At 72.2% G+C, this 24,586-nt stretch carries 16 protein-coding genes; 11 read left to right on the top strand and 5 right to left on the bottom strand.

Annotated features, from left to right (window positions below; genetic code table 11):
* Positions 1-107: 107 nt before the first annotated feature.
* Positions 108-1,403: a DUF7847 domain-containing protein gene (locus ACZ4WQ_RS44275; protein ID WP_468022885.1), complete on the bottom strand. Its 1,296-nt coding sequence runs from the start codon at positions 1,401-1,403 to the stop codon at positions 108-110.
* 150 nt (positions 1,404-1,553) lie between these two features.
* On the opposite strand from ACZ4WQ_RS44275, the gene mtnA reads away from it, so the two are divergent.
* The 7 genes from mtnA (at position 1,554) to ACZ4WQ_RS44240 (ending at position 10,366) form a co-directional block, all read left to right on the top strand.
* The gene (gene mtnA, locus ACZ4WQ_RS44270; protein ID WP_385349568.1) at positions 1,554-2,711 is read left to right on the top strand and encodes an S-methyl-5-thioribose-1-phosphate isomerase; all 1,158 of its coding nucleotides are present in this window, start codon (positions 1,554-1,556) and stop codon (positions 2,709-2,711) included.
* A complete protein-coding gene (gene mtrA, locus ACZ4WQ_RS44265) occupies positions 2,708-3,385 on the top strand; it encodes a two-component system response regulator MtrA (RefSeq protein ID WP_014061181.1) in 678 nt (225 codons plus the stop codon). Before mtnA ends, mtrA begins: the two co-directional genes overlap by 4 nt.
* Before the next feature lies 1 nt (position 3,386).
* On the top strand, positions 3,387-5,507 hold the full coding sequence (gene mtrB, locus ACZ4WQ_RS44260) for an MtrAB system histidine kinase MtrB (protein ID WP_468022884.1): 2,121 nt from the start codon (positions 3,387-3,389) through the stop codon (positions 5,505-5,507).
* Positions 5,497-7,377, top strand: coding sequence for an LpqB family beta-propeller domain-containing protein (locus tag ACZ4WQ_RS44255; RefSeq protein ID WP_398368812.1), 1,881 nt, complete (start codon positions 5,497-5,499; stop codon positions 7,375-7,377). The genes mtrB and ACZ4WQ_RS44255 overlap by 11 nt, the downstream gene beginning before the upstream one ends.
* A 171-nt stretch (positions 7,378-7,548) precedes the next feature.
* Positions 7,549-8,346 (top strand): ComF family protein, encoded by a 798-nt coding sequence (locus ACZ4WQ_RS44250; RefSeq protein WP_398368814.1) that lies wholly within the window; start codon positions 7,549-7,551, stop codon positions 8,344-8,346.
* Between the two features lie 293 nt (positions 8,347-8,639).
* Positions 8,640-9,329: a ribosome hibernation-promoting factor, HPF/YfiA family gene (hpf, locus tag ACZ4WQ_RS44245; RefSeq protein WP_311727457.1), complete on the top strand. Its 690-nt coding sequence runs from the start codon at positions 8,640-8,642 to the stop codon at positions 9,327-9,329.
* Between the two features lie 290 nt (positions 9,330-9,619).
* Positions 9,620-10,366 carry a response regulator transcription factor gene (locus tag ACZ4WQ_RS44240; protein ID WP_311727456.1) on the top strand — a complete coding sequence of 249 codons (747 nt, stop codon included), beginning with the start codon at positions 9,620-9,622 and terminating at the stop codon, positions 10,364-10,366.
* 60 nt (positions 10,367-10,426) lie between these two features.
* Here the strand turns inward: ACZ4WQ_RS44240 and ACZ4WQ_RS44235 are convergent, their stop codons facing one another.
* The gene (locus ACZ4WQ_RS44235) at positions 10,427-11,611 is read right to left on the bottom strand and encodes a winged helix-turn-helix domain-containing protein (RefSeq protein WP_385349580.1); all 1,185 of its coding nucleotides are present in this window, start codon (positions 11,609-11,611) and stop codon (positions 10,427-10,429) included.
* 96 nt (positions 11,612-11,707) lie between these two features.
* A complete protein-coding gene (locus ACZ4WQ_RS44230; protein WP_358847541.1) occupies positions 11,708-12,319 on the bottom strand; it encodes a GNAT family N-acetyltransferase in 612 nt (203 codons plus the stop codon).
* A gap of 238 nt (positions 12,320-12,557) precedes the next feature.
* Here ACZ4WQ_RS44230 and secA point away from each other — a divergent pair, with 238 nt between their 5' ends.
* Positions 12,558-15,407 (top strand): preprotein translocase subunit SecA, encoded by a 2,850-nt coding sequence (gene secA / locus ACZ4WQ_RS44225; RefSeq protein ID WP_398368818.1) that lies wholly within the window; start codon positions 12,558-12,560, stop codon positions 15,405-15,407.
* 766 nt (positions 15,408-16,173) lie between these two features.
* On the opposite strand, the gene ACZ4WQ_RS44220 is transcribed toward secA, so the two are convergent.
* Positions 16,174-16,698: an Rv3235 family protein gene (locus ACZ4WQ_RS44220; protein ID WP_398368820.1), complete on the bottom strand. Its 525-nt coding sequence runs from the start codon at positions 16,696-16,698 to the stop codon at positions 16,174-16,176.
* A gap of 456 nt (positions 16,699-17,154) precedes the next feature.
* Between ACZ4WQ_RS44220 and ACZ4WQ_RS44215 the strand changes: the two genes are divergently transcribed.
* Entirely contained in the window at positions 17,155-17,661 is a 507-nt protein-coding gene (locus ACZ4WQ_RS44215; protein WP_398368822.1) for a DUF6912 family protein, read from the top strand.
* 65 nt (positions 17,662-17,726) lie between these two features.
* Positions 17,727-18,389, top strand: a complete 663-nt coding sequence (locus ACZ4WQ_RS44210) for an HAD family hydrolase (RefSeq protein ID WP_398368824.1) — start codon at positions 17,727-17,729, stop codon at positions 18,387-18,389.
* A gap of 73 nt (positions 18,390-18,462) precedes the next feature.
* Here the strand turns inward: ACZ4WQ_RS44210 and ACZ4WQ_RS44205 are convergent, their stop codons facing one another.
* Complete coding sequence (locus tag ACZ4WQ_RS44205; RefSeq protein ID WP_311727449.1) at positions 18,463-19,029, bottom strand: DJ-1/PfpI family protein; 567 nt, start codon at positions 19,027-19,029, stop codon at positions 18,463-18,465.
* Between the two features lie 507 nt (positions 19,030-19,536).
* On the opposite strand from ACZ4WQ_RS44205, the gene ACZ4WQ_RS44200 reads away from it, so the two are divergent.
* On the top strand, positions 19,537-24,522 hold the full coding sequence (locus ACZ4WQ_RS44200; protein ID WP_398368827.1) for an NAD-glutamate dehydrogenase: 4,986 nt from the start codon (positions 19,537-19,539) through the stop codon (positions 24,520-24,522).
* Positions 24,523-24,586 lie beyond the last annotated feature (64 nt).

The raw sequence follows: 24,586 nt of genomic DNA, 5'->3' as shown, positions 1-24,586 counted from the left end.
CAGCGCCGATGGTACTGCAGGGGGGACCCTGTGGGAGAGTAGGACGCCGCCGAACAATTTTTAGCCTCGGTCCCGAGTATCGGAAGATACTCGGGGCCGAGGCTTTTTTATTTTTCCTGGCCGGGGATGCCGGCGGCGCTGGCGAGCTCCACGTCGAGGGCCTCGCGGCGGATGCGCTGGTCCACGTAAATGAGCGCGGTGATACCCGCGGCGATGGGCAGGGTGATGGTCGAGCCGATGACCCCGCCGATGCCGATGACCACCAGGAACGTCCAGCTGACGGTGGCGGATTCGCCCGACAGCCAGTCCATCGCGTTGTCTCCGCCGACAGCCATGCCGACGAGGCTGGTCGGGACCTCGATGACGGCGGAGATGACGACGGCGATGAGCAGCGCGAGGAGTTGGATGCCGAGCACTCGCCACCACGCGCCGCGTACGAGTTTGGCGGAGCGGCGCATGGCGGCGCCGATTCCCCGCTTCTCCAGCATCAGGGCGGGTGCGGCGAGGCTGTAGCGGATCCAGAGCCACAGGGCGGCGACCGCCGCGGCGAGCCCGCCCAGCATGGCCAGTGCGGCGCCTTCGTCCTCCGCTCCGGTCGCGATGAGCAGAAGACCCGGCGCCAGGCCGGCGGTGAGGGTCACGGCCACGAGCGCGGGCATCAGGAGCAGCAGTCCGCAGAGCTGGAGGAGGCGCGGCCGGGCGTCGCGCCACGCTTCGCCGAGGGACACCGGCCGTCCCAGCACGGCCCGGCCGATCACGACGGTCAGCAGGGCCGTGGTGACGAGCGTGCCGAGGATTCCTGCCGCCAGGGGGACCGCACTGCTCTTCATCGCCTGGCCGAGGTCGCCCAGCGTCTCTCGCAGGGTCTGGTCCGGGTTGTTGCCGAGCGCGTCGAGCCCGTTCGCGTCCCGGAACCACAGGCCGGTGGCCGCCGTGGTCACGCCCTGGGCGACGAGGGCGACGACAAGGGAGACGCAGAGCACCGGCCGCCAGTGGGCGCGCAGGGTGGACACCGCCCCGTCGAGGATCTCGCCGACGCTCAGGGGGCGCAGCGGGATGACTCCGGGCCGGGCCGCGGGCGGCGGCTGTGTCCAGCCGCGCCCCCAATTCCCGTACGAGGCGGGGCCGGCGGGACCGGTCGGCGGGGTGGGTGGCGGTGCGGGGGCGTTTCCGGGATGTGCCGTCCAGTGTCCTGCGGGCGGTTGTCGCTCCGCCCACTTCGCGCCCCACTCGGGCCCGTCCGTCACGCTGTCGTCCACTGCGGGACGGTCAGGACCGGGCTGGTCGGGCAGGGCTGGGGCCTGGCCGTCGGCGGTGCCCTTCGGCCGGCCGTGCCGGGTGTGCTGGTCCGGCTCGTCGGAAGGGGACGGTCCGGGCGGTGCCCAGCCCGGAGAGTCGTTCATCGTCGCTCCGTAAGGTCGTTCGGCGGGCTGTCGCGGGTGCGGCGGTGGCCGGTGGGCTGTCATCGTGCCACGGTGTGTCCGGTCGGGCGGTGGGCGCGGAGCGTGGCGGACCACTTCAATACTTGGGGTCGTAGAGGGCAGACTGGACGGATGGCTGATCAGCACTCAGCGGCTGGGGACACCGCCGCACCGCCCGTCGCCCTCGCCCTTCGGTGGGAGGAACCGCCGGAAGGCCCCGTGCTGGTGATCCTCGACCAGACGCGACTTCCGGCGGAGGAGGTCGAGTTGGTGTGCACGGATGTGCCGGCGCTGGTGGAGGCGATCCGTTCGCTCGCCGTCCGCGGCGCCCCGCTGCTCGGCATCGCCGGGGCCTACGGGGTCGCCCTCGCCGCGGCGCGCGGCTTCGATGTGGACGACGCGGCGCAGTCGCTCGCGCACGCCCGGCCCACGGCCGTGAACCTGGGCTACGGGGTGCGCCGTGCCGCGGCCGCGTACCACGCGGCGGCCCAGGGCGGGGCGGACGCCGGGCAGGCCGCGGCCGCGGCCCTCGCCGAGGCCCGCGCGCTGCACCGGGAGGACGCCGAGGCGAGCGACCGGATGGCCGGGCACGGCCTGGCCCTCCTTGGCGAGCTGCTGCCCGCCGGCGGCTACCGCATCCTGACGCACTGCAACACCGGCGCGCTGGTCTCCGGGGGCGGGGGCACCGCCCTGGCGGTGGCCGCTGCGGTGCACCGGGCCGGGCAGCTGCGGCGGCTGTGGGTGGACGAGACCCGCCCGCTGCTTCAGGGCGCGCGACTGACCGCGTACGAGGCGGCCCGCGCGGGCATGGCGTACACGCTGCTGACCGACAACGCGGCGGGCTCGCTGTTCGCGGCGGGGGAGGTGGACGCGGTGCTGATCGGCGCGGACCGGATAGCCGCGGACGGCTCGGTGGCCAACAAGATCGGCAGCTATCCGCTCGCGGTGCTGGCCCGCTATCACCATGTGCCTTTCGTCGTCGTTGCCCCGATCACCACGGTTGACCTGGCCACCGCGGACGGTGCGTCGATCGAGGTGGAGCAGCGCCCCGGGCATGAAGTGACGGACATCACACTGCCTTATGCTCCGGCCGCTGGGGCGCAGGCGGGCACCGGAATACCGGTCGCTCCGCTGGGCACGCAGGCCTACAACCCGGCTTTCGACGTCACGCCACCGGAGTTGGTGACGGCCATCGTCACCGAGCGCGGGGTCGTTTCGCCCGTCACCGCGGCCGGTATCGCGGAACTGTGCGCCAGGTCACGATCGGGTAATGGGATGATGTCGATATGAAGGGACGCGTCCTTGTCGTCGACGACGACACCGCACTGGCAGAGATGCTCGGCATCGTGCTGCGCGGCGAAGGCTTTGAACCGTCGTTCGTGTCGGACGGCGACAAGGCTCTTGCCGCTTTCCGCGAGACCAAGCCGGATCTGGTACTGCTCGATCTCATGCTCCCCGGGCGGGACGGAATCGAGGTGTGCCGGCTGATCCGGGCCGAGTCCGGGGTGCCGATCGTCATGCTGACCGCCAAGAGCGACACGGTCGATGTGGTGGTCGGGCTCGAGTCCGGGGCGGATGACTACATCGTCAAGCCGTTCAAGCCGAAGGAGCTGGTGGCGCGGATCCGGGCGCGGCTGCGGCGCTCGGAGGAGCCGGCGCCGGAGCAGCTGGCCATCGGCGATCTGGTGATCGACGTGGCCGGGCACTCGGTGAAGCGGGACGGCCAGTCGATAGCGCTGACGCCGCTGGAGTTCGATCTGCTGGTAGCGCTGGCGCGCAAGCCATGGCAGGTCTTCACCCGTGAGGTGCTGCTCGAGCAGGTGTGGGGCTACCGGCATGCCGCCGACACCCGGCTGGTCAATGTGCATGTGCAGCGGCTGCGCTCGAAGGTCGAGAAGGACCCGGAGCGCCCCGAGATCGTGGTGACCGTGCGCGGCGTCGGTTACAAGGCCGGGCCCAGCTGAGATGCCGGAGGTCGGCTCGGGCCCGCCTCCTGCCGACAGGCCGGAGGATGGGGCCCCGGAGGGAGCGCGTCCGGGGCCGCCTGTCGACCCGGCGGGTGAGATACCGCTGCTGCGGCGGTTGTGGAGCGGTGGGCAGCTGCTGCCCGACGGGGCGTCGGGCGGCCCCGCGCATCCGTTGATCCGGTTGTTCGGGCGGTGGGTGCGCCGTCCGCTGCTGCCCGCTGCCCGGCTGTGGCGGCGCAATATCCAGCTGCGGGTGGTCGCGACCACCCTGCTGATGTCGCTCGGTGTGGTGCTGCTGCTCGGCCTGGTCGTGATCGGGCAGGTGCGCAACGGGCTGCTGGACGCCAAGCGGCACGCCGCGCAGGGCCAGGCCACCGGCGGGTTCCAGGTCGCCGAGCAGACGGCGGACCGCGACAGCGACAGCCATGACGGCGACGGGGCTCCCGACACCGGCGGCCGGGGCGGTCAGGACGCCCGCAGCTGGCTGAACCAGTTGGTGGAGCAGTTGGCAAGCGGCGGCAAGGGCGCGTACTCGGTGGTGGCGCTCAGCTCCGCCTCGGGCGAGACACCCCGTATCGTCAGCCGCGGGGCGCGCGTTTCCGGCGATGTCAGGCAGGACAGCGTCCCGGCCGAGCTGCGCAAGAAGGTGGACGAGGGACGGGCCACGACGTACGAGCAGTACGGCCGGATCCTGCACGACAGGTCGGAGCGGTCCGAGGCCGCGCTGATCATCGGCAAGCGGCTCGACGACAACCACGGCGACCCGTACCAGCTCTACTACCTCTTCCCGTTCACCCAGGAGGAGAAGTCGCTGAGCCTGGTGAAGGGGACGCTGGCGACGGCCGGGGTGTTCGTGGTGGTGCTGCTGGGCGCCATCGCCTGGGTGGTGGTCCGGCAGGTGGTCACTCCGGTGCGGATGGCCGCCGGGATCTCCGAGCGGCTGGCCGCCGGTCTGCTTCAGGAGCGGATGAAGGTCACCGGGGAGGACGACATCGCGCGCCTCGGCGAGTCGTTCAACAAGATGGCGCAGAACCTCCAGGTCAAGATCCAGCAGCTGGAGGAGCTGTCCCGGATGCAGCGCCGCTTCGTCTCGGACGTCTCCCATGAGCTGCGGACGCCGCTGACGACCGTACGGATGGCGGCGGACATCATCCATGACTCGCGCGAGGACTTCGACCCGGTCACGGCGCGCTCCGCGGAGCTGCTGTGGGGCCAGGTCGACCGGTTCGAGTCGCTGCTGGCGGATCTGCTGGAGATCAGCCGGTTCGACGCGGGCGCGGCGGCCCTGGACGCCGAGCCGATCGATCTGCGCGATGTGGTGACCCGGGTGGTGGACGGGGCCGAGCCGCTGGCCGATGCCAAGGGCACCCGGATCGTGGTGCGGGGCGCCGAGCAGCCGGTGATGGCGGAGGCGGACGCGCGCCGTGTGGAGCGGGTGCTGCGCAATCTCGTGGTCAACGCCGTGGAGCACGGCGAGGGCCGGGATGTGATCGTGCGGCTCGCCGCGGCGGGCGGGGCGGTCGCGGTCGCGGTGCGCGACTACGGCGTGGGGCTCAAGCCGGGCGAGGCGACGCGGGTGTTCAACCGCTTCTGGCGGGCCGATCCGGCGCGGGCCCGTACGACGGGCGGCACGGGACTCGGTCTGTCGATCGCGGTGGAGGACGCGCGGCTGCACGGCGGCTGGCTCCAGGCGTGGGGCGAGCCCGGGGGCGGCTCGCAGTTCCGGCTGACCCTGCCGCGTACCGCGGGCGACACGCTGCGTGGCTCGCCGATCCCGCTGGAGCCCGAGGACTCCCGGCGCGGCCGCGCCGCGGTCAAGGGCACAGAGGCTTCGGGCGAGGCGGAGGTGGTTTCGGCGAGCGCGGAGAAGCGGACGGCGTCCGTACCGGCGCAGCCGAAGTCCGGGCTGCCCGGCCCCGACCGGCCGCTGCCCCCCAGCGGCGCCGGTGTGCCCGCGCCGACGGCCGACCCCACGGCGCTGCCGGGCAACGGCGCCCGGGTGGTGCCCCGGGGCGCCGCGCAGGGCGCCCCGCCGCGCCCGCACAGCGCGCACCAGGGCGCGGCCGATCCGGCATCGACGACACCGACCGAACGGGAGGGCCGCCCCCGTGGGCGCTGACCGCCACCGCCTCCGCCGTACGCCCCGGCTGCTGGGCGCGCCCGCGCTGCTCGCCTGCGGCGCGCTGCTGCTCACCGGCTGCGCCTCGATGCCCGACAGCGGGGATGTGCGCCGGGTCGACTCGTCGCCGCGTACGGACGTCGATACGCAGGTGCGGGTGTACGGGGTGAGCCCGGGCAAGGGTGAGCAGCCCACCGAGCTTGTCAACGGCTTCCTGGAGGCGACGACCAGCAGTGAGGAGGACCTGGCCACCGCCAAGGAGTATCTGACCAGGGGCGCCGCCCGGCGGTGGGCACCGTTCGCCGAGACGACCGTGCTCGCACAGCCGCCGGAGGTGCGGGTGGAGGCCGACCCGGGGGACCGGGACGGCGACGGGCGGACGGTGGTGCTCTCCGGCAAGCGGATCGCCAAGGTGGACGCCACGCACGCGTACCGGCCCTCCGAGGGCGATTACGTGGAGCGCATCCATCTGTCGAAGGTCGGGTCGGAGTGGCGGATCGACCGGCTGCCGGGCGGTCTGGTGCTGGGCGAGCCCGATTTCCAGCGCATCTATGCGTCGGTCAACAAGTACTACTTCGCCGAGCTGGGGCCGGACGCCGGGAACTCGCGGGTGGGGCAGGACGTGCTGGTCGCCGACCCGGTCTATCTGCGGCGGGACGTCGACCCGGCCTCGGCGGCCGTGAAGGCCCTGCTGGACGGGCCGACGAGCTGGCTGGACCCGGTGGTCAGCACCTCCTTCCCGGCCGGTACGAACCTGGTCCGCCGGGACGGGAAACTGACGCCGGACAGCTCGAACACGCTGAAGGTGCGGCTGGGCGACCGGGCGTCGCACGTCGGTGGGGCGCGCTGCGCCCGGATGGCCGCGCAGCTGCTGTTCACGGTCCAGGGCCTGGGGCAGGGGTCGGCGGGGGTCGGCAGCGTACGGCTGGAGCGGCAGGACGGCGCCGAGCTGTGCTCGCTGTCCCGCGACGGCGCGCGCTCCTACGCCCCCGAGCAGGTCTACGGCCGGGGGGATCACCAGTACTTCGTGGACGCCGACCACCGGGTGGTCCGGCTGTCCGACGAGGCGCGGCAGCCGCAGGCCGTGCCGGGGCCGTTCGGGGAGGACAGCATCGGCCTCGGGTCGGTGGCGGTGTCCCGGGACGAGCGGCTGGCCGCTGGGGTCACCGAGGACGGCCGCACGCTGTATGTGACCGAGCTGAGGTCCGGCGCCGAGCGCGGCGCGGCGCTGCTGCGCCTCCAGGGCGGCGGCGCGCAGGGTGGGCTGTCGGCGCCGAGCTGGGACGGCCTCGGCGGCCTGTGGGTGGCCGACCGGAGCGCGCAGCGGCCCCGGCTGCTGCGGCTGCGCGAGGGCGTGGAGAAGGCGGACGAGGTCCGGCTGCCGGATCTGAAGGGTGGCGTGATCGAGTCGCTGCGGATGTCCGCGGACGGCACCCGGATCGCGATGCTGATCAAGCGGGGCGGGCATACGACGCTCCAGCTCGGCCGCGTCGAGCGGGCGGGCAGGGGGCACCTCCCAGCGGTAGCTGGGGGAGAGGCCGCTCCCGAGCTGTCGGTGCGGGGTCTTCACCCGGTTTCCCCGCGGCTGGAGGACGTGGACGCGGTGTCGTGGGCCGGGGGCAGTCGGCTGGTGGTCGCGGGCCGTGAGTCGGGCGGGGTGCAGCAGCTCCAGTACGTCGAGACGGACGGCTCGCCGGCCGATGTCCCGGCGGTGCCGGGGCCGAACGGGGTGGCTGCGGTCGCGGCGTTCGAGGACAAGAACCGGCCGCTGATCGCCGAGACGACGAATGACGGGATCGTGCGGCTGATGCCGAACACGGACTGGAAGACCGTGGCCAAGGAAGGGTCGGTTCCGGTCTATCCGGGGTAGCGCTGGTGTCCGCCCGGAGCGTCATCCCGTCTGTTCGGGATGGCGCTCCTGGCGTTTTCCGTCACCTGGAGGGGCACCTTTTCACCCGGATGGACCTTGGTCGGGCCCTGGTTATCCACAGGGTTTTCCACAGGGGTGGCGGGTCCGGGCGGGTGACGGGACAGTGGGCGCATGTGGATGTGGTGGCAGGAGATCGCCGGGCTGGTGCTGCCGGCCGACTGCGCGGGGTGCGGCCGGGCGGGCGGCGCGCTGTGCGGGCGGTGCGCGGCGGCGCTGTGCGGGGCGCGGGCGCGGCGCGTGCGGCCCGGCCCGCCCCCGCCGGGGCTGCCGCCGGTCCATGCGGCGGTGGCCTACGAGGACGAGGCAAGAGCCGTGCTGCTCGCGCACAAGGAGCGGGGCGAGCTGAGGCTGGCGGCGGCGCTGGGCGAGGCGCTGGCGGGGGCGGTGGAGGCGGCCTGTCCCCGGCGTCGTGAGGTTGAGGGTTCGTGGGCTCCGTCCGGTGACGGCCGGCCGCTGCTGCTGGTGCCGGTGCCCTCGGCGCGGCGGGCGGTGGCGGCGCGCGGCCATGACCCGGCCCGGCGCATCGCGCTGGCGGCGGCGGGGGTGCTGCGGCGCGGCGGGCGGCGCGCGCGGGTGCTGCCGGTGCTGCGGCAGCGGCGGGCGGTGGCCGATCAGGCGGGGCTGGACGCGCGGCGGCGGCTGGCGAACCTCACCGGGGCGCTGGGCGCGGCGCCGGGCTGCGGGCGGCTGCTGGCCGAGGGGCGCGTGGTGCTGGTGGACGATCTGATGACCACGGGGGCGTCGCTGGCGGAGGCCGCGCGGGCGGTGCGGGCGGCGGGCGCCCCGGTCGCCGGGGCCGCCGTCGTGGCGGCGGCGGGGCGCTCATTTCCCGCGGGCGCGGGCGTTCGTTTACCGCCGCCGCGGCGGCGACGCCAAGCGGAACTGAATACGAACGCGCATCGTTGCTGATGATAAGCGGACGTAAACACCTGATCGGAGGTACGTGCCGGTAGGGGGTGCCGACTTCCGGCCGGGCGAGCTATGTTCGGTTGTGAGGAACAGCGAGTGCAATGGCTCGCATTATCCGCTTGGCGTGCTTCGTGTGCCTTTTCGCTTTTGTTGACAAGAAGGGGTGGCGATCTTGGCCATCGGGGAGGAGGAGGTGAAAGCCGCCAGGCAGCAAGCTCCGGAGAAATTCCGGAGCCCAGTGCACAACGGATGAGCTCCGGCTGAGACGGAGCGACCCGGGAACGGAGTTCTGCGTGGACATCGTCGTCAAGGGCCGTAAAACAGAGGTGCCCGAGCGGTTCCGGAGGCACGTGGCCGAGAAGCTGAAGCTGGAGAAGATCCAGAAGCTCGACGGCAAGGTGATCAGCCTGGACGTCGAGGTGTCCAAGGAACACAACCCCCGGCAGGCCGACCGCTGCGACCGAGTGGAGATCACCCTCCGTTCCCGTGGTCCGGTGATCCGGGCGGAGGCCGCCGCCGCCGATCCGTACGCAGCGCTTGACCTGGCCGCCGGCAAGCTGGAAGCGCGCATGCGCAAGCAGCACGACAAGCGTCACACGCGCCGTGGCAACGGCCGCATCCCCGCCAGCGACGTGGCCGTGACCGTGCCGAACGCGGCCCGGATCAACGGCCATGGGGAAATCGCCGCCCAGCGCACGTCGGATACCGTCCCCACCACCAGGATGGGGCCGCTGGAGGTCCAGGGCGAAGGTCCCCTGGTGGTCCGGGAGAAGACCCACGCCGCCGCCCCCATGACGCTCGACCAGGCGCTCTATGAGATGGAGCTGGTGGGGCACGACTTCTATCTGTTCGTCGACTCCGACACCGGCCAGCCCAGCGTCGTCTACCGGCGCCATGGCTATGACTACGGGGTCATCCACCTCAAGCCCGAGGCGTTCGTCGGGGAGGAGCCCGGCGGCGCCGGCGGCGCACTGGGAGGCTGACCAGGACGGGCGGGACCGTGCGGCGGGCGTGCCGCACGGTCCCGCTGTGGTGCGGGGGACGCCGCTCCCACGGCGGCGCGGGGGGTCGCATCCGGCGTGGTGCCCCTGAGCACCCATGCGCCCCCGGGGCACCATCGTGCGACCACGGCGGCACCACACCGTCCGCCAGGCATGAAATCATGGCTCAGCGGCCAACCCTCGTATCGAGAAGACCGGTTGATGCCGCCGTATATAGCAGCATGCACAGCAAAGTGCGGAGAGCAGGGCCATGGCCTTCAGGGGGAGGAACGATGGCGGACAGCTTCGGGCCCGCGACCGACGGCGATGACCACGGCGTCGGAGCGGAGAGGGGCGAGCCGCGCGGCGAGCCGCGCAAGGAGCCGATTCGGGTCCTCGTGGTGGACGATCATGCGCTCTTCCGGCGCGGACTGGAGATCGTCCTGGCCCAGGAGGAGGACATCCAGGTCGTCGGCGAGGCGGGGGACGGCGCCGAGGCCGTGGACAAGGCGGCCGATCTGCTGCCGGACATCGTGCTGATGGATGTGCGGATGCCCAAGCGCGGCGGGATCGAGGCGTGCACCTCCATCAAGGAGGTGGCGCCGAGCGCGAAGATCATCATGCTGACGATCAGCGACGAGGAGGCGGACCTCTACGACGCGATCAAGGCGGGCGCCACCGGCTATCTCCTCAAGGAGATCTCGACCGACGAGGTGTCCACCGCGATCCGGGCGGTGGCCGACGGCCAGTCCCAGATCAGTCCGTCGATGGCGTCCAAGCTGCTGACCGAGTTCAAGTCGATGATCCAGCGCACCGACGAGCGGCGGCTGGTGCCCGCGCCCCGGCTGACCGATCGGGAGCTGGAGGTGCTCAAGCTCGTGGCCACGGGCATGAACAACCGCGACATCGCCAAGGAGTTGTTCATCAGCGAGAACACCGTGAAGAACCATGTCCGCAACATCCTGGAGAAGCTCCAACTGCACTCCAGGATGGAGGCCGTGGTCTACGCGATGCGGGAGAAGATCCTCGAGATCAGGTGAACGCGATCGGTTGAGCGATCAGCTGGGCGAGCGGGCGAGCGGTGAGCGGTCAGGAGATGGTCAGGCGACCGCCGCCGTGAGCGCGGCGCCGAGCTCCGGGCTGTCGACGCGCTCGATCCGCACGGACTCGCAGCCCACCCACCCGGCCGCCTCCAGCAGCGCCTCGGCCATGGGCGCCACGGCCTTGGGCCCCTCCAGGGACACCTGCCGGGCCACCAGGGTCTTCCCCTCGCGGGCCGGGTCGACGCGGCCGAGCAGCCGCCCGCCCGCCAGCAGCGGCATGGCGAAATAGCCGTGGACCCGCTTGGGCTTGGGCACATACGCCTCGAGCCGGTGGGTGAAGCCGAAGATCCGCTCCGTGCGGGCGCGATCCCATATCAGGGAGTCGAAGGGCGACAGCAGCGTCGTGCGATGCCGGCCGCGCACCGGGGTGGCCAGCGCCTCCGGGTCCGCCCAGGCCGGCTTGTCCCAGCCGGCCACCGTCACCGGCACCAGACCCGAATCCGCGATCACCGCGTCCACCTGCTCAGCCTTCAGCCGGTGGTAGTCGGCGATGTCCGCGCGGGTGCCGACCCCCAGGGCCTGCCCGGCGAGCCCCACCAGCCGCCGCAGGCACTCCGCGTCGTCCAGCCCGTCATGGAGCAGATCGCCCGGCACGGCGCGCTCGGCCAGGTCGTACACCCGCTTCCAGCCGCGCCGCTCGACGCACACCACCTCGCCGTACATCAGCGCCCGCTCCACGGCGACCTTGGCGGCCGACCAGTCCCACCACGGGCCGCCGTTCTTGGCGCCGCCCAGCTCCGTCGCGGTCAGCGGGCCGTCCTCGCGCAGCCGCTTGACGACCGTCTCGTACGCCCCGTCCGGCAGCTCGTGGTACCAGTGCGGGCGGCCGCGGTAGGCCCGGCGACGGAAGGCGAAGTACGGCCACTCCTCGATCGGCAGCACACAGGCGGCGTGCGACCAGTACTCAAAGGCGTGGGTCTCGGTCCAGTACGCCGATTCGACCGCCGCCCGGCCGACCGCGCCGAGCCGCGCGTAGGGAATCAGCTCATGGGAGCGGGCCAGCACCGAGATGGTGTCCAGCTGCACCGCCCCCAGATGGCGCAGCACCCCTCGCACCCCGGCCCGCCGGTCCGGCGCGCCGAGCAGCCCCTGGGCGCGCAGCGCGATCCGCCGCGCCTCGTCTGCGGAGAGGGCCACCTCGGGCCTGGGGCGGGACGCGGGCCCGGACGCTGCAATCGTCATGCCGGACACCGTACGGGGTGCCACTGACAACGCGGGCCCGCCGCGGTCGGCACCCCCGCTCAGGCGGGGTCCCGGGCTCAGGCGGGGGCCCGGGGGTCAGGCGGGGTCCGCGACCGCCGGCCGCTCGGGCGCGGGCAGATACGGCGTCGCCTGTGGCAGCCCCCAGTCCGAGGGCAGCACCGCGCCCCGCCAGGCGTCCCGCCGGGTCCCGTTGTGCACGATCCGCGCCCGGTCGATCCCCTCCATCCGGAACCCCGCCGCCAGCGCCACCGCCCGCGAGCCCTCGTTGCCGACCTGGGCGCACCACTCCAGCCGCTCCACCCCCAGCCCCGTGAAGGCCCACTCGACCACCGCCCGCGCCGCCTCGCCGGTGTACCCGCGCCGCCGCTGCTCCGGCACCGTCCAGTAGCCCAGCTCCGCCTGGCGCTCCTCGGTGCGCAGCTGGGCCAGGCGCACCAGGGCCATGGAGCCGACGAGGGCGCCGCCGTCCCGGGTGATCACGGCGAAGCGGTAGGTGATGTCGTCCCGCCACTCCTCCGGGCAGATCTGCCGGACGAATTCCTCGGCGTCCGCGCGCCGGTACGGGGTGGGCACGGGGGTCCAGCGCCGGATCTCCGGGTCCTGACAGGCGGCGTGCACCGCCTCGGCGTCCGAGGGTCCGAAGGGGCGCAGCAGCAGGCGCTCGGTGGTGAGGGTGACAGGATCCATATGCCCGAGTCTGGGACGTGGCCCAGGCGCCCGCGAGCGTTTCTCGCGTTCAGGGGCACCTCAGAGGCCCCTCGTACGTTGACACGGAGAGGTGACACCGGTTCCTCGTAGTGACGGACCTCCCGGCGTGGTGGGGTCCTGTCTTACGATGGCCGTTGCGGCGGGGCCTGCGCCCCTCGATAATGCCGCGCCAGCGCACCCGACCGTGCCAGGCCCGACCGGCAAGGAGTCAGCCTACGTGTCCGTCCTCAACAAGCTCATGCGTGCAGGCGAAGGAAAGATCCTGCGCAAGCTGCACCGCATCGCGGACCAGGTCAATTCCATCGAAGAGGACTTCGTCGACCTCTCCGACGCCGAGCTCCGCGCCCTGACTGACGAGTACAAGGAGCGCTACGCCGACGGCGAGACCCTTGACGACCTGATGCCCGAGGCCTTCGCTACGGTGCGCGAGGCGGCCAAGCGGGTGCTCGGGCAGCGCCACTACGACGTCCAGCTGATGGGCGGCGCGGCGCTGCACCTGGGGTATGTGGCCGAGATGAAGACCGGTGAGGGCAAGACCCTCGTCGGCACGCTCCCCGCGTATCTGAACGCGCTGTCCGGCAAGGGCGTCCACCTGATCACGGTGAACGACTACCTGGCCGAGCGCGACTCGGAGTGGATGGGCCGGGTGCACAAGTTCCTCGGCCTCGAGGTCGGCTGCATCCTCGCCAACATGACCCCCGCGCAGCGCCGTGAGCAGTACGCGTGCGACATCACCTACGGCACCAACAACGAGTTCGGCTTCGACTATCTGCGCGACAACATGGCGTGGTCGAAGGACGAGCTGGTGCAGCGCGGCCACAACTTCGCCGTCGTCGACGAGGTGGACTCGATCCTTGTTGACGAGGCCCGTACGCCGCTGATCATCTCCGGCCCGGCCGACCAGGCCACCAAGTGGTACGGCGACTTCGCGAAGCTGGTCACCCGCCTGGCCAAGGGCGAGGCGGCCAACCCGCAGAAGGGCCAGGAGGAGACCGGGGACTACGAGGTCGACGAGAAGAAGCGCACCGTCGGCATCCACGAGTCGGGCGTCACCAAGGTCGAGGACTGGCTGGGGATCGACAATCTGTACGAGTCGGTCAACACCCCGCTGGTCGGCTACCTCAACAACGCGATCAAGGCCAAGGAGCTCTTCAAGAAGGACAAGGACTACGTCGTCATGGACGGCGAAGTCATGATCGTCGACGAGCACACCGGCCGTATCCTCGCCGGCCGCCGCTACAACGAGGGCATGCACCAGGCGATCGAGGCGAAGGAAGGGGTGGACATCAAGGACGAGAACCAGACCCTCGCCACGATCACCCTCCAGAACTTCTTCCGCCTCTACGGCAAGCTCTCCGGCATGACCGGTACGGCGATGACCGAGGCCGCCGAGTTCCACCAGATCTACAAGCTCGGCGTCGTCCCGATCCCGACCCACCGCGCGCTCGCCCGCCTCGACCAGTCCGACCTGATCTACCGCACCGAGGTGGCCAAGTTCGACGCGGTCGTCGAGGACATCGTCGAGAAGCACGAGAAGGGCCAGCCGGTCCTGGTCGGCACCACCTCCGTGGAGAAGTCCGAGTACCTCTCCCAGCAGCTCGCCAAGCGCGGCGTGCCGCACGAGGTGCTCAACGCGAAGCAGCACGACCGTGAGGCTTCGATCGTCGCCCAGGCCGGGCGCAGGGGCGCGGTCACCGTCGCGACGAACATGGCCGGCCGCGGCACCGACATCAAGCTCGGCGGCAACCCCGACGACCTCGCCGAGGCGGAGCTGCGCCAGCGCGGCCTCGACCCGGTCGAGCACGGCGAGGAGTGGGCAGCCGCGCTGCCCGCCGCGCTGGAGAAGGCCGAGGCCGCGGTCAAGGCCGAGTTCGAGGAGGTCAAGGAGCTCGGCGGGCTGTATGTGCTGGGCACCGAGCGCCACGAGTCGCGCCGCATCGACAACCAGCTGCGCGGCCGCTCCGGCCGTCAGGGCGACCCCGGCGAGTCCCGCTTCTACCTCTCGCTCGGCGACGATCTGATGCGGCTGTTCAAGGCGCAGATGGTCGAGCGCGTCATGGCCATGGCCAACGTTCCCGACGAGGTCCCGATCGAGAACAAGATGGTCACCCGCGCGATCGCCTCCGCGCAGTCGCAGGTCGAGCAGCAGAACTTCGAGACCCGTAAGAACGTCCTGAAGTACGACGAGGTGCTCAATCGGCAGCGCGAGGTCATCTACGGCGAGCGCCGCCGCGTCCTGGAGGGCGAGGACCTGCACGAGCACGTGCGCCACTTCATGGACGACACCATCGACGCCTACATCACCGCCGAGACCTCCGAGGGCTTCGCGGAGGAGTGGGACCTGGACCGGCTGTGGGGCGCCTTCAAGCAGCTCTACCCGGTGAAGGCCACCATCGAGGAGCTGGAGGAGGCGGTCGGCGACCGCGCCGGGCTGACCGACGAGTTCATCGCCGAGTCCATCAAGGACGACATCCACGAGCAGTACGAAGCCCGTGAGGAGCAGCTGAGCTCCGACATCATGCGTGAGCTGGAGCGGCGCGTGGTGCTGTCCGTCCTGGACCGCAAGTGGCGCGAGCACCTCTACGAGATGGACTACCTCCAGGAGGGCATCGGCCTGCGTGCGATGGCCCAGAAGGACCCGCTGGTCGAGTACCAGCGCGAGGGCTTCGACATGTTCCAGGCGATGATGGACGGCATCAAGGAGGAGTCCGTCGGCTATCTGTTCAACCTGGAGGTCCAGGTCGAGCAGCAGGTCGAGGAGGTCCCGGTCGAGGAGGGCGAGAAGGCGGCCGAGGCGGCCGGCGACGGCGCGCAGGACGCGGTCCCCGCAGCCGTGACGTCCGGGTCGACCAACGGCCGTCCCGAGATCCACGCCAAGGGCCTGGAGGCCCCCCAGCGCCCGGACCGGCTGCACTTCTCCGCCCCGACGGTGGACGGCGAGGGCGGCATCGTCGAAGGCGACTTCACCAACGGCGACACGCCCCCCGCGCCCCGCTCCGAGTCCGACGGCATGACGCGCGCGGAGCGGCGCAAGGCGAACAAGGGCGGCCGCCGCCGCAAGAAGTAACCGCCACGCCGGCAGACGACGGACGGGCCGGGCCCCACGCGCGAGCAGCGCGCGGGGCCCGGCCCGTCGGCGTTGCGGGCCCCACGCGGCCGCGCCCCGACGCGATCACGGGCCACCCCGTCGCGGGCGGTAGGCCCCCCGGCCGTGCTCGCGCGGCCGGTTCCGGGGTCGCCTGGGCGGGGCCCGTACGCGGGGCCCACGGCGGCGCCGGGCGGGCCGGTACGGGCCGGGCGCCGCCCGGCCGGGCGGCGCCCGGGGGCCCGTCCGGTGGGTCGGCCCCAGGACTGCCCGGCCCGCGGCTTGGGGCCGTCATGGGCCACCCGCCGGGGGCGGTACGGCCAGGCGCCCGGGGTGCGTGGGGCGGGGCCGTACGCGGGGCCCTACGGCTGCGGCGGGCCCGCGTCGCGGGTTCCCCGGGCCGGGGTGCGTGCACGTGCGGTGGCCGGGGTTCGGCTTGCTTGGGCGGGGCCGGGCGGCGTTGCGGGGCCCGTCCGGTTGGTCAGCCCCGGAGCTGCCCGGCCCGCGGCTTGGCGCCGTTATGGGCCACCCGGCCGGGGCCCGTAGAGCGACCGGGGCCCGGCTCCCGGGCACCTGGGCAGGGTCTCGTACGCGGCGCCCACGGCCGCGCCGGGCGAGGTCGCTTCGCCCTCCGCCCCCGGAGTAGCGCCGTGGCTCCGCGGGCCGTGCTCGGCATCGTGGGCGCGGCGGGCTGGAGGCGGGTGCCCGGCTGCCCTGTCGCCCTGCCCGCGTCGCGGGGTCGTGGGGGTTATGCGGTCGGGCCGATGTCGAAGGTGGCGCAGCGCCAGCGGGTGTCGGGGGCGAGTTCGAGGCGGAAGGCGAGCGCGCGGAGCCGGTCGCCGTAGGCGATCCGGGCGAACGCCTCGATGACCCCCTGCCGCGGCTGGTACTCGTCGCAGCGCCGAACGACGGGGGCGCTGTCGCGGGTTTCGGCCGGTCGCAGGGGCGCCTGGGGCGCGAGCTCGATCAGCCGGTCGTAGGCGTCCGGGAGGGTGTGGCCGAGCAGCGTGTGGACCGGGCGCCGCCCGCTCAGGGTGAGCAGCAGCTGATTGGCGAACCAGTAGCGCGGCAGCCGCTCGAGCTCTCTGCGCCGCGCGGCGGCGGCCGCCGTACGCGATACGGACCCGGGACCCGCCGGGCGCCGCGAATCGCGGCGTCGCGGCGGCCCGCTCCGCGCGGGTCCCGTCCGCGCGGGTCCCGTCCGCGCGGGGCCCGCGCCTCGGCCTCCGCTCGTACCGGCTGTGTCGCGCGTCGTGTAGGTCGTCCTGTTCATGCGCCCCGCCGCTCTCCCGGGCCCGGCGAAGATACCGGGCAGTAGCTTGGTCGGCAGACTTCTATCGGCGCCCTTCCGGCAACGGCAAGGAGTGCGCCCCGCTCGCGGCCCGGCCCCCGGGATTCACCTATCCGGGGCGCCCGGGCAACGGCACCCGGGCGCCGACGCCGCGGCGGCCACTGCCCGCCCGAGCCCTGTCACCCCCCTGACCAGGCCGGACGCGCTTCCGGGCGGTGCGGAGCCGGGCGCCCGGCCCGCTCACCCGGGCTCGACCGGCGGCCCGCGCGAGAGCCAGGGCCCGGGGCCGGGATTACCCCCGATGGGGGACAAGGAACCGGGCGGCGCGGGGCACCGGATGCTTCCGTCCGCGGTCCCGGTTGGGCCCGGGGGACGGGGTGTCGAACGTATGCTGGCTGGCAACTACAGGAATTTCAGGAACTCCAGGAAGCGGCAGCCATGCGCGTCTACGTCCCCCTGACCCTCCCCGGTCTCGCCGAGGCGCACAAGGCGGGGGAACTGGGCCCGGCCCCGCTGATCGCCTACGCGGTCACTCCCGCGCTGCGCGAGTGGTACGTCTCCGACGACATCGAGGAACTGGAGTACGCGGCGCTGTCCCGTGCCGCGCAGGCGTCGCTGCGGCATCTGGCGGTGGACCGGCAGGCGCCCCGGCGGCGGGTCGTGGTGGCGGTGGACGTGCCCGACACCGTCGCGGTCGCGGACCCGGACCGGGGGCTCGACCAGTCCGCGCTGGGGGAGGTGCGGCTCGCCCTCCCCGTGCCGCTGGACAAGGCCGCCGCGGTGCACGTGGACTCCGACGAAGCCGAGCGGGATGTCGCCGCCGCGGCCGAGGCGCTGGGCGCGGCGGATGTCGGGGACGACGACGCGCAGTTCACGGTGGACGGCGCGGAGGATCACGAACTGCTGTGGTACGACGCCAAGGAGATCCCCGATCTCGTCGGGTGAGGCCGGGGAGACCAAGGGAGACCAGGTCAGACCGCCCTGTCGGACCCGTTGGGTACGGTCATGAGATGGGCAAGAACGTGACGCACATCGTCTGGGACTGGAACGGCACCCTCTTTCACGACAACGACGCCGTGATCTCGGCGACGAACGCCTCGTTCGCCGAGATCGGGCTGCCTCCGATCACCCTGGAGCGCTACCGCGAGCTGTACTGCGTCCCGGTCCCGCGCTTCTACGAGCGGCTGATGGGGCGGCGGCCCACCGACGTCGAGTGGCAGGCGATGGACGAGGCGTTCCACCGTCACTACTGGGTGCTGGCCGAGAGCGCCGGGCTGGCGCTCGGGGCCAGGCAGCTGCTCGCCGAGTGGCAGGCGGCCGGGCTCACCCAGTCGCTGTGCTCGCTGGCCGAGCACGAGCGGCTGATCCCCCTGGTGCGCACCCACGGCATCGAGCCGCACTTCGTGCGCGTGGACGGGCGCACGGGCCAGAGCGACACGGGCAAGGCGGAGCAGATGGTGCACCATGTCACCGCGCTGGAGGGCGTCACGCCGGACCGCGTCGTGGTGATCGGGGACGCGGTCGACGACGCCGTCGCGGCGCGGCACGCGGGCGCCCGCGCCGTGCTGTACACGGGGGGCTCGCACAGCCGGGCCAGCCTGCTGGCCGCGGGCGTGCCGGTCGTGGACACCCTGGAGGAGGCCGTCGCCGAGGCCGGGCAGCTCGTCGACTGATCAGCCCGCGCCCGCGCCCGCACCCGCGGCCGTACGCGGGAGCACAGCGGCACGGCGGCACGGCGCCCGTGCCTCAGATCACCGGCGCCTTCGCCCGCAGCACCGCCAGGAACTCCCGCATCCACCCCGGATGGTCCGGCCAGGCCCGCGAGGACACCAGCGTGCCGTCGACCACCACCTCCGCGTCCTGGAACTCCGCCCCCGCCGCTTGCATGTCCATCTCCAGCGCCGGATACGCGGTGACCCGCCGCCCGCCGAGCCCGCCGATCGCCGCCGTCAGCAGCGGCCCGTGGCAGATCTGCGCGACCGGCTTGTCCGCGTCGAAGAAGGCCTTGAGGATCTTGCGCAGCTCGGGGTCGTTGCGCAGGTATTCGGGGGCCCGTCCGCCGGGGATCACCAGCGCCGCGTACTGGCCCGGATCGACCTCGGAGAAGGCGAGGTCGGCGGGCCAGGTGTAGCCGGGCTTCTCGGTGTATGTGTCGAAGCCGTCTTCGAAGTCGTGCACCACGAACCGCAGCGTCTTGCGGGCCGGGGCCGCCACATGCACCTCGTAGCCCTCCTCGCGCAGCCGCTGGAGCGGGTAGAGCACCTCCAGGGACTCGGCCGCGTCTCCGGTCACGAGCAGGATCTTCGCAGGCATGCCGCCCACCTCCACAGGTCGTGTCGGCCGGGGCCGTCACGCCGAGCGCCGGACAGGACACACCGAGCGCCGGGCGGGACACGCCGACGGCCGAACAAGCCTCACCAATCACCGTAAAGGTCACAGTGCCCGCGCCGGGCCGCTTTGCCAAGAGACCGCGCGGGACCTGCGTCGCTGTCCACGTCGCTGTCCATAACGTCAAACTTCGAGGCTCGGTTTTGTACACGGACGGCTCATGACGTTCCCCGGGGGAGGGGCGATAGCCTTACTGCGTGATCAGCGCGATAGGCCGTGGGGGCGATGAGGCCCCCGCACCGGTCCCGGATTCCCACCGGGCTCGGGCCGCCGCTGACCGGTGCCGCCTGGGGCCTTGGTCACTTTCGGCCGAGTCCGCCCCGGCCATCCCCCGCACGGGCATATCGTCGTCCCAGACCGGATATCCCGCGTCGCGACGTCATGCCACCGCTATCGATGTCACGCAACGGCGCGCGACAGGAGCCAGAGGACATGCAGACCAAGCTGGACGAAGCCAAGGCCGAGCTGCTCACACGGGCCGCCCGGGTAGCTGAGAGCAGTCCTGCCGGGGGACAGCAACCGGTACAGGGCCCAGGCCCCGAGACTCTGACCGCCTACCTTCAGCACTACTACCAGCACACGCCGCCGGAGGACCTCGCGGGCCGCGACCCGGTCGACGTCTTCGGCGCGGCCCTCTCCCACTACCGCCTGGCCGAGTCGCGCCCGCAGGGCACCGCGAACGTCCGGGTGCACACCCCGACCGTCGAGGAGCACGGCTGGACGTGCAGCCACTCCGTGGTCGAGGTGGTCACCGACGACATGCCCTTCCTGGTCGACTCCGTCACCAATGAGCTGACGCGCCAGGGCCGCGGCATCCACGTCGTCATCCACCCGCAGATCCTGGTGCGCCGCGATCTCACCGGGAAGCTGATCGAGGTGCTGGACGTCTCCCCGGACGGCCGGCCCGAGAAGCTGCCGCACGACGCGGTCATCGAGTCCTGGATCCATGTCGAGATCGACCGCGAGACCGACCGCGGTGACCTCAAGCAGATCAACGCCGATCTGCTGCGCGTGCTCTCCGACGTCCGCGAGGCCGTCGAGGACTGGGAGAAGATGCGCGAGGCGGCGCTGCGCATCGCCGAGGGCCTGCCCGAGGAGCCCACGGCCGGCGAGGTGCGCCCCCAGGAGATCGAGGAGGCCCGCGAGCTGCTGCGCTGGCTGGCCGACGACCACTTCACCTTCATCGGTTTCCGCGAGTACGAGCTGACGCAGGCGCCCACCGAGTCCGGTGGCGAGGAGGACGTGCTGAGCGCGGTGCCCGGCACCGGCCTCGGCATCCTCCGCTCCGACCCGCACCACCGGGACACCGACGAGAGCGCGCACGCCGGGCTGCCCGCGGCCGCCGAGGGCGCCGGGCGCCCCGTCTCGCCGTCGTTCAACCGGCTGCCGGCCGACGCCCGCGCCAAGGCGCGCGAGCACAAGCTGCTGGTCCTCACCAAGGCCAACAGCCGCGCCACCGTCCACCGCCCCTCGTACCTGGACTACATCGGCGTCAAGAAGTTCGACGCCAAGGGCAATGTGATCGGCGAGCGGCGCTTCCTCGGCCTGTTCTCCTCCGCCGCGTACACCGAGTCCGTGCGCCGGGTCCCGGTGATCCGCCGCAAGGTCGAGGAGGTCCTGGAGGGCGCCGGGTTCCAGCCCAACAGCCACGACGGCCGGGATCTGCTCCAGATCCTGGAGACCTACCCGCGCGACGAGCTGTTCCAGACCCCGGTCGACCAGCTGCGGTCCATCGTGACCAGCGTGCTGTACCTCCAGGAGCGCCGCCGGCTGCGGCTGTTCCTGCGTCAGGACGAGTACGGGCGCTACTACTCGGCCCTGGTCTATCTGCCGCGTGACCGCTTCACCACCGAGGTGCGGCTGCGGCTGACCGACATCCTGCTGGAGGAGCTGAACGGCCGGGTACCGGTCGACTTCACCGCTCTGCACACCGAATCGGTGCTCTCCCGGCTGCACTTCGTGGTCCGCGTCCAGGCCGGCACCGAGCTGCCGGACCTCACCGACGCCGATGTGGAGCGCATCGAGGCCCGGCTGGTGGAGGCCGCCCGCTCCTGGGCCGACGGCTTCGCCGAGGCGCTGACCTCCGAGGTCGGCGAGGAGCGCGCCGCCGAGCTGCTCCGCCGCTACCAGCACGCCTTCCCCGAGGGCTACAAGGCCGACCACTCGCCGCGCGGCGCGGTCGCCGACCTCCAGAAGCTGGAGCGGCTGAAGGACAGCGACCGCGACTTCGCGGTCAGCCTGTACGAGCCGGTGGGGGCGGCCCCCGCCGAGCGCCGCTTCAAGATCTACCGGGTCGGCGAGCAGGTCTCGCTCTCCGCGGTGCTGCCGGTCCTCACCCGGCTGGGCGTCGAGGTCGTCGACGAGCGCCCGTACGAGCTGCGCTGCTCGGACCGGACCAGCGCCTGGATCTACGACTTCGGGCTGCGGCTGCCGCGCCATGACGACGGCCTCGCCGACGACGCCCGCGAGCGCTTCCAGAACGCGTTCGCCGCGGTGTGGACCGGGCAGGCGGAGAACGACAACTTCAACGAGCTGGTGCTGGGCGCCGGGCTGACCTGGCGCCAGGCGATGGTGCTGCGCGCGTACGCGAAGTATCTGCGCCAGGCCGGGTCCACCTTCAGCCAGTCGTACATGGAGGACACCCTCCGCACGAATGTGCACACCACGCGGCTGCTGGTGAGCCTGTTCGAGGCGCGGATGTCCCCCGAGCGGCAGCGGGCCGGCACCGAGCTGACCGACGCCCTGCTGGAGGAGCTGGACGCGGCGCTGGACCAGGTGGCCTCGCTGGACGAGGACCGCATCCTGCGCTCCTTCCTCACCCTCATCAAGGCCACCCTGCGCACCAACCACTTCCAGAAGAGCGAGGACGGGCAGCCGCACGCGTACCTGTCCATGAAGCTGGACCCGCAGGCCATCCCCGATCTGCCCGCGCCGCGCCCGGCGTACGAGATCTGGGTCTACTCCCCGCGGGTGGAGGGTGTGCATCTGCGCTTCGGCAAGGTCGCGCGCGGCGGTCTGCGCTGGTCCGACCGGCGTGAGGACTTCCGCACCGAGATCCTTGGCCTGGTCAAGGCGCAGATGGTGAAGAACACCGTCATCGTGCCGGTGGGCGCCAAGGGCGGCTTCGTCGGCAAGCGGCTGCCCGACCCGGCGGTCGACCGGGACGCCTGGCTGGCCGAGGGCATCGCCTCGTACAAGACCTTCATCTCCGGTCTGCTCGACATCACCGACAACATGGTCGGCGGTCAGGTCCAGCCGCCCAAGGACGTCGTCCGCCACGACGGCGACGACACCTACCTGGTGGTCGCCGCCGACAAGGGCACCGCGACCTTCTCCGACATCGCCAACGAGGTCGCCCAGTCGTACGGGTTCTGGCTGGGCGACGCCTTCGCCTCCGGCGGCTCCGCCGGGTACGACCACAAGGGCATGGGCATCACGGCCCGCGGCGCCTGGGAGTCCGTCAAGCGGCACTTCCGCGAGCTGGGCCACGACACCCAGACCGAGGACTTCACGGTGGTCGGCGTCGGCGACATGTCCGGCGACGTGTTCGGCAACGGCATGCTGCTGAGCGAGCACATCCGGCTGGTCGCGGCCTTCGACCACCGCCACATCTTCCTCGACCCCAACCCGGACAGCGCGGTCTCCTACGCCGAGCGCCGCCGCCTGTTCGAGCTGCCGCGCTCCTCGTGGGCCGACTACGACACCTCCCTGCTCTCGCAGGGCGGCGGCGTCCACCCGCGTACCGCCAAGGCCATCCCGATCACCCCGCAGGTGCGGAAGGCCCTGGGCATCGAGTCCCGGGTCGCCAAGATGACCCCGGCCGACCTGATGAAGGCGATCTTCAAGGCCCCGGTCGACCTGCTGTGGAACGGCGGCATCGGCACCTACGTCAAGGCCTCCGCCGAGTCGCACGCCGACGTGGGCGACAAGGCCAACGACGCCATCCGGGTGGACGGCCAGGATCTGCGGGTCAAGGTCGTCGGCGAGGGCGGCAACCTGGGCCTGACCCAGCTGGGCCGGATCGAGTTCGCGCTGAACGGCGGGCGGATCAACACCGACGCGATCGACAACAGCGCCGGTGTGGACACCTCCGACCACGAGGTGAACATCAAGATCCTGCTCAATGAGCTGGTCCGCGAGGGCGATATGACGGTCAAGCAGCGCAACAAGCTGCTGGCCGAGATGACCGACGAGGTCGGCGCGCTGGTGCTGCGCAACAACTACGCCCAGAACGTCGCGCTCGCCAACTCCGCGGCCCAGGCCCCCAGCCTGCTCCACGCCCACCAGCGGGTGATGCGCCGGCTGGGGCGCGAGGGGCGGCTGGACCGTTCGCTGGAGTTCCTGCCCACCGACCGCCAGATCCGGGAGCGGCTGGCCGCCGGGCGCGGGCTGTCCCAGCCCGAACTGGCCGTGCTGCTCGCCTACATCAAGATCACGGTGGCCGAGGAGCTGATCGCCACCGGGCTGCCGGACGACCCGTACCTCCAGCGGCTGCTGCACGCGTACTTCCCGCAGGCGCTGCGCCAGCAGTTCCCCGAGCGTGTCGACGGCCATGCGCTGCGCCGGGAGATCGTCACCACGGTGCTGGTCAACGACACCGTCAACACCGCCGGTACGACCTTCCTGCACCGGATGCGCGAGGAGACCGGCGCCTCCACCGAAGAGGTGGTGCGCGCCCAGACCTCGGCCCGGGTGATCTTCGAGCTGGGCGAGGTGTGGGACGAGGTCGAGTCCCTCGACAACGTCGTCCCGGCCGATATCCAGACCCGGATGCGGCTGCACTCGCGGCGCCTGGTCGAGCGCGGCACCCGCTGGCTGCTCGGCAACCGCCCGCAGCCGCTGGAGCTGGCCGAGACCATCGAGTTCTTCGGCGAGCGGGTCGCGGCGGTCCGCGCCCAGCTGCCCAAGCTGCTGCGCGGCGCGGACGTGGAGTGGTACCAGAAGATCCACGACGAGCTGACCGCCGCCGGGGTGCCGGATGACCTGGCCACGCGGGTGGCGGGCTTCTCCTCCGCCTTCCCGACGCTGGACATCGTGGCCATCGCCGACCGGGTGGGCAAGGAGCCGCTGTCCGTCGCCGAGGTGTACTACGACCTCGCCGACCGGCTGCGGATCAGCCAGCTGATGGACCGGATCATCAACCTGCCGCGCGCCGACCGGTGGCAGTCCATGGCCCGCGCCTCCATCCGCGAGGAGCTGTACGCGGCGCACGCCGCCCTGACCTCCGATGTGCTGTCGGTGGGCGACGGCGGTGCCACGCCCGAGCAGCGCTTCAAGGCCTGGGAGGAGAAGAACGCGTCGATCCTCCAGCGGGCGCGCACCACGCTGGACGAGATTCAGGGGTCGGAGACCTTCGACCTGGCGAATCTGTCCGTCGCCATGCGCACCATGCGCACGCTGCTGCGCAGCCAGCGCTGAGCGGCTCTCAGTAGAGCTGACCGGCACTGAGCCATTTGCCGCGCCGTCCGGGGCCCGCCCCGGG

Source organism: Streptomyces sp. NPDC028305, assembly GCF_055569495.1.
Note: the sequence above shows the minus strand (reverse complement) of the source record. Positions and strands in the feature narration are given on the sequence as shown.

Excerpts from the sequence above, each read along its gene's own strand:
- ACZ4WQ_RS44240 (WP_311727456.1), top strand. The coding sequence starts at position 9,620 with ATGGCGGACAGCTTCGGGCCCGCGACCGACGGCGATGACCACGGCGTC.
- ACZ4WQ_RS44205 (WP_311727449.1), bottom strand. The coding sequence starts at position 19,029 with ATGCCTGCGAAGATCCTGCTCGTGACCGGAGACGCGGCCGAGTCCCTG.
- ACZ4WQ_RS44215 (WP_398368822.1), top strand. The coding sequence starts at position 17,155 with ATGCGCGTCTACGTCCCCCTGACCCTCCCCGGTCTCGCCGAGGCGCAC.
- mtrB (WP_468022884.1), top strand. The coding sequence starts at position 3,387 with ATGCCGGAGGTCGGCTCGGGCCCGCCTCCTGCCGACAGGCCGGAGGAT.
- mtrA (WP_014061181.1), top strand. The coding sequence starts at position 2,708 with ATGAAGGGACGCGTCCTTGTCGTCGACGACGACACCGCACTGGCAGAG.
- ACZ4WQ_RS44235 (WP_385349580.1), bottom strand. The coding sequence starts at position 11,611 with ATGACGATTGCAGCGTCCGGGCCCGCGTCCCGCCCCAGGCCCGAGGTG.
- ACZ4WQ_RS44250 (WP_398368814.1), top strand. The coding sequence starts at position 7,549 with ATGTGGATGTGGTGGCAGGAGATCGCCGGGCTGGTGCTGCCGGCCGAC.
- ACZ4WQ_RS44220 (WP_398368820.1), bottom strand. The coding sequence starts at position 16,698 with ATGAACAGGACGACCTACACGACGCGCGACACAGCCGGTACGAGCGGA.
- ACZ4WQ_RS44230 (WP_358847541.1), bottom strand. The coding sequence starts at position 12,319 with ATGGATCCTGTCACCCTCACCACCGAGCGCCTGCTGCTGCGCCCCTTC.
- mtnA (WP_385349568.1), top strand. The coding sequence starts at position 1,554 with ATGGCTGATCAGCACTCAGCGGCTGGGGACACCGCCGCACCGCCCGTC.
- ACZ4WQ_RS44275 (WP_468022885.1), bottom strand. The coding sequence starts at position 1,403 with ATGAACGACTCTCCGGGCTGGGCACCGCCCGGACCGTCCCCTTCCGAC.
- ACZ4WQ_RS44210 (WP_398368824.1), top strand. The coding sequence starts at position 17,727 with ATGGGCAAGAACGTGACGCACATCGTCTGGGACTGGAACGGCACCCTC.
- ACZ4WQ_RS44200 (WP_398368827.1), top strand. The coding sequence starts at position 19,537 with ATGCAGACCAAGCTGGACGAAGCCAAGGCCGAGCTGCTCACACGGGCC.